Source organism: Streptomyces humi (genome assembly GCF_001005085.2).
Classification (GTDB): Bacteria; Actinomycetota; Actinomycetes; order Streptomycetales; family Streptomycetaceae; genus Streptomyces; species Streptomyces humi.
In genome coordinates this window covers 1-5,069 of the sequence record NZ_LBMU02000042.1, presented here as the reverse complement: position 1 = coordinate 5,069, position 5,069 = coordinate 1, and the positions used below count along the sequence as shown (strand labels likewise).

The 5,069-nt window shown below is 57.5% G+C and carries 2 rRNA genes; both read left to right on the top strand.

The features are described 5' to 3' along the window. The first annotated feature begins 146 nt into the window (after positions 1 to 146). Positions 147 to 1,671: ribosomal RNA gene (locus AAW13_RS19980) — 16S ribosomal RNA — on the top strand. Between the two features lie 270 nt (positions 1,672 to 1,941). After that, positions 1,942 to 5,047 (top strand): 23S ribosomal RNA (locus AAW13_RS19975). Together the 16S and 23S rRNA genes form the textbook arrangement of a ribosomal RNA operon. Positions 5,048 to 5,069 lie beyond the last annotated feature (22 nt).

Genomic DNA, 5,069 nt, shown 5'->3' with positions numbered 1-5,069 from the left:
GCGTGCCAAAAGTCAACGCCAGATATGTTGATACCCCGTCTCCGGCCGAACATCGGCTGGGGCGAGGTTCCTTTGAAGAAAAATACAGCGAGGACGCTGTGAACGGCCGGATCATTCCTCCGGCTGTTCCGCTCCCGTGAAAAGCATTCACGGAGAGTTTGATCCTGGCTCAGGACGAACGCTGGCGGCGTGCTTAACACATGCAAGTCGAACGATGAACCACTTCGGTGGGGATTAGTGGCGAACGGGTGAGTAACACGTGGGCAATCTGCCCTTCACTCTGGGACAAGCCCTGGAAACGGGGTCTAATACCGGATAACACTCTCGCAGGCATCTGTGAGGGTTAAAAGCTCCGGCGGTGAAGGATGAGCCCGCGGCCTATCAGCTTGTTGGTGAGGTAGTGGCTCACCAAGGCGACGACGGGTAGCCGGCCTGAGAGGGCGACCGGCCACACTGGGACTGAGACACGGCCCAGACTCCTACGGGAGGCAGCAGTGGGGAATATTGCACAATGGGCGAAAGCCTGATGCAGCGACGCCGCGTGAGGGATGACGGCCTTCGGGTTGTAAACCTCTTTCAGCAGGGAAGAAGCGAAAGTGACGGTACCTGCAGAAGAAGCGCCGGCTAACTACGTGCCAGCAGCCGCGGTAATACGTAGGGCGCAAGCGTTGTCCGGAATTATTGGGCGTAAAGAGCTCGTAGGCGGCTTGTCACGTCGATTGTGAAAGCCCGGGGCTTAACTCCGGGTCGGCAGTCGATACGGGCTAGCTAGAGTGTGGTAGGGGAGATCGGAATTCCTGGTGTAGCGGTGAAATGCGCAGATATCAGGAGGAACACCGGTGGCGAAGGCGGATCTCTGGGCCATTACTGACGCTGAGGAGCGAAAGCGTGGGGAGCGAACAGGATTAGATACCCTGGTAGTCCACGCCGTAAACGGTGGGAACTAGGTGTTGGCGACATTCCACGTCGTCGGTGCCGCAGCTAACGCATTAAGTTCCCCGCCTGGGGAGTACGGCCGCAAGGCTAAAACTCAAAGGAATTGACGGGGGCCCGCACAAGCGGCGGAGCATGTGGCTTAATTCGACGCAACGCGAAGAACCTTACCAAGGCTTGACATACACCGGAAACGTCTGGAGACAGGCGCCCCCTTGTGGTCGGTGTACAGGTGGTGCATGGCTGTCGTCAGCTCGTGTCGTGAGATGTTGGGTTAAGTCCCGCAACGAGCGCAACCCTTGTCCCGTGTTGCCAGCAGGCCCTTGTGGTGCTGGGGACTCACGGGAGACCGCCGGGGTCAACTCGGAGGAAGGTGGGGACGACGTCAAGTCATCATGCCCCTTATGTCTTGGGCTGCACACGTGCTACAATGGCCGGTACAATGAGCTGCGATACCGTGAGGTGGAGCGAATCTCAAAAAGCCGGTCTCAGTTCGGATTGGGGTCTGCAACTCGACCCCATGAAGTCGGAGTCGCTAGTAATCGCAGATCAGCATTGCTGCGGTGAATACGTTCCCGGGCCTTGTACACACCGCCCGTCACGTCACGAAAGTCGGTAACACCCGAAGCCGGTGGCCCAACCCCTTGTGGGAGGGAGCTGTCGAAGGTGGGACTGGCGATTGGGACGAAGTCGTAACAAGGTAGCCGTACCGGAAGGTGCGGCTGGATCACCTCCTTTCTAAGGAGCACATAGCCGACTGCAAGCAAATGTCTTGCACGGTTGCTCATGGGTGGAACGTTGACTACTCGGCACACTTGATCTTTTCTCTTCCCAGTACTGCTTCGGCGTGGAACGGATGAAGAAGGGGCGAGGGTGTCGGGCACGCTGTTGGGTGTCTGAGGGAACGAGAGTCCCCTCGATGCCGGCCCCGGTGAAGCATCGCGTAAGTGGTGTGTGACGGGTGGCTGGTCGTTGTTTGAGAACTGCACAGTGGACGCGAGCATCTGTGGCCAAGTTTTTAAGGGCGCACGGTGGATGCCTTGGCACCAGGAACCGATGAAGGACGTGGGAGGCCACGATAGTCCCCGGGGAGTCGTCAACCAGGCTTTGATCCGGGGGTTTCCGAATGGGGAAACCCGGCAGTCGTCATGGGCTGTCACCCGCTGCTGAACACATAGGCAGTGTGGAGGGAACGAGGGGAAGTGAAACATCTCAGTACCCTCAGGAAGAGAAAACAACCGTGATTCCGGGAGTAGTGGCGAGCGAAACCGGATGAGGCCAAACCGTATGCGTGTGAGACCCGGCAGGGGTTGCGTATACGGGGTTGTGGGATTCTTCTTGACCAGTCTGCCGGCTGGTCGGCGAGTCAGAAACCGTATGGATAAGCGAAGGACATGCGAAAGGTCCGGCGTAGAGGGTAAGACCCCCGTAGCTGAAATCTGTACGGCTCGCTTGAAGAACACCCAAGTAGCACGGGGCCCGAGAAATCCCGTGTGAATCTGGCGGGACCACCCGCTAAGCCTAAATATTCCCTGGTGACCGATAGCGGATAGTACCGTGAGGGAATGGTGAAAAGTACCCCGGGAGGGGAGTGAAATAGTACCTGAAACCGTGTGCCTACAAGCCGTGGGAGCATCCTTGTGGTGTGACTGCGTGCCTTTTGAAGAATGAGCCTGCGAGTTTGCGGTGTGTTGCGAGGTTAACCCGTGTGGGGTAGCCGTAGCGAAAGCGAGTCCGAATAGGGCGTTTGAGTAGCACGCTCAAGACCCGAAGCGGAGTGATCTAGCCATGGGCAGGTTGAAGCGGAGGTAAGACTTCGTGGAGGACCGAACCCACCAGGGTTGAAAACCTGGGGGATGACCTGTGGTTAGGGGTGAAAGGCCAATCAAACTCCGTGATAGCTGGTTCTCCCCGAAATGCATTTAGGTGCAGCGTCGTGTGTTTCTTGCCGGAGGTAGAGCACTGGATAGGCGATGGGCCCTACCGGGTTACTGACCTTAGCCAAACTCCGAATGCCGGTAAGTGAGAGCGCGGCAGTGAGACTGTGGGGGATAAGCTCCATGGTCGAGAGGGAAACAGCCCAGAGCATCGACTAAGGCCCCTAAGCGTACGCTAAGTGGGAAAGGATGTGGAGTCGCAGAGACAACCAGGAGGTTGGCTTAGAAGCAGCCACCCTTGAAAGAGTGCGTAATAGCTCACTGGTCTAGTGATTCCGCGCCGACAATGTAGCGGGGCTCAAGCGTACCGCCGAAGTCGTGTCATTCGTACAACAGGGCCAACGCCTGTACGGATGGGTAGGGGAGCGTCGTCTGCCGGGTGAAGCAGCACCGGAAGGTAGTTGTGGACGGTTGACGAGTGAGAATGCAGGCATGAGTAGCGATTCACACGTGGGAAACGTGTGCGCCGATTGACTAAGGGTTCCTGGGTCAAGCTGATCTGCCCAGGGTAAGTCGGGACCTAAGGCGAGGCCGACAGGCGTAGTCGATGGATAACCGGTTGATATTCCGGTACCCGCTGTGAAGCGTCAAACATCGAGCCCATTAATGCTAAGGCCGTGAAGCCGCCCCGGAGCCTTCGGGCAAAGGGGAGTGGTGGAGCCGCTGATCCAAGGTGGTAGTAGGTGAGTGATGGGGTGACGCAGGAAGGTAGTCCAGCCCGGGCGGTGGTTGTCCCGGGGTAAGGGTGTAGGCCGTGCGGTAGGTAAATCCGTCGCACATCAAGGCTGAGACCTGATGCCGAGCCGATTGTGGTGAAGTGGATGATCCTATGCTGTCGAGAAAAGCCTCTAGCGAGTTTCATGGCGGCCCGTACCCTAAACCGACTCAGGTGGTCAGGTAGAGAATACCGAGGCGTTCGGGTGAACTATGGTTAAGGAACTCGGCAAAATGCCCCCGTAACTTCGGGAGAAGGGGGGCCACGCCTGGTGAGAACACTTGCTGTTCGAGCTGGGGGTGGCCGCAGAGACCAGCGAGAAGCGACTGTTTACTAAAAACACAGGTCCGTGCGAAGCCGTAAGGCGATGTATACGGACTGACGCCTGCCCGGTGCTGGAACGTTAAGGGGACCGGTTAGCTCCATTTCGGTGGGGCGAAGCTGAGAACTTAAGCGCCAGTAAACGGCGGTGGTAACTATAACCATCCTAAGGTAGCGAAATTCCTTGTCGGGTAAGTTCCGACCTGCACGAATGGCGTAACGACTTCTCGACTGTCTCAACCATAGGCCCGGTGAAATTGCACTACGAGTAAAGATGCTCGTTTCGCGCAGCAGGACGGAAAGACCCCGGGACCTTTACTACAGTTTGATATTGGTGTTCGGTTCGGCTTGTGTAGGATAGCTGGGAGACTTTGAGCATCGGACGCCAGTTCGGTGGGAGTCGTCGTTGAAATACCAGTCTGGTCGTGCTGGATGTCTAACCTGGGTCCGTGATCCGGATCAGGGACAGTGTCTGATGGGTAGTTTAACTGGGGCGGTTGCCTCCTAAAGAGTAACGGAGGCGCCCAAAGGTTCCCTCAGCCTGGTTGGCAATCAGGTGTTGAGTGTAAGTGCACAAGGGAGCTTGACTGTGAGACCGACGGGTCGAGCAGGGACGAAAGTCGGGACTAGTGATCCGGCGGTGGCTTGTGGAAGCGCCGTCGCTCAACGGATAAAAGGTACCCCGGGGATAACAGGCTGATCTTCCCCAAGAGTCCATATCGACGGGATGGTTTGGCACCTCGATGTCGGCTCGTCGCATCCTGGGGCTGGAGTCGGTCCCAAGGGTTGGGCTGTTCGCCCATTAAAGCGGTACGCGAGCTGGGTTTAGAACGTCGTGAGACAGTTCGGTCCCTATCCGCTGTGCGCGTAGGAGTCTTGAGAAGGGCTGTCCCTAGTACGAGAGGACCGGGACGGACGAACCTCTGGTGTGCCAGTTGTTCTGCCAAGGGCATGGCTGGTTGGCTACGTTCGGGAGGGATAACCGCTGAAAGCATCTAAGCGGGAAGCCTGCTTCGAGATGAGGACTCCCACCTCTATAAGAGGGTAAGGCTCCCAGTAGACGACTGGGTTGATAGGCCGGATCTGGAAGCCAGGTAACTGGTGGAGGTGACCGGTACTAATAGGCCGAGGGCTTGTCCTCAGTTGCTCGCGTCCACTGTGTT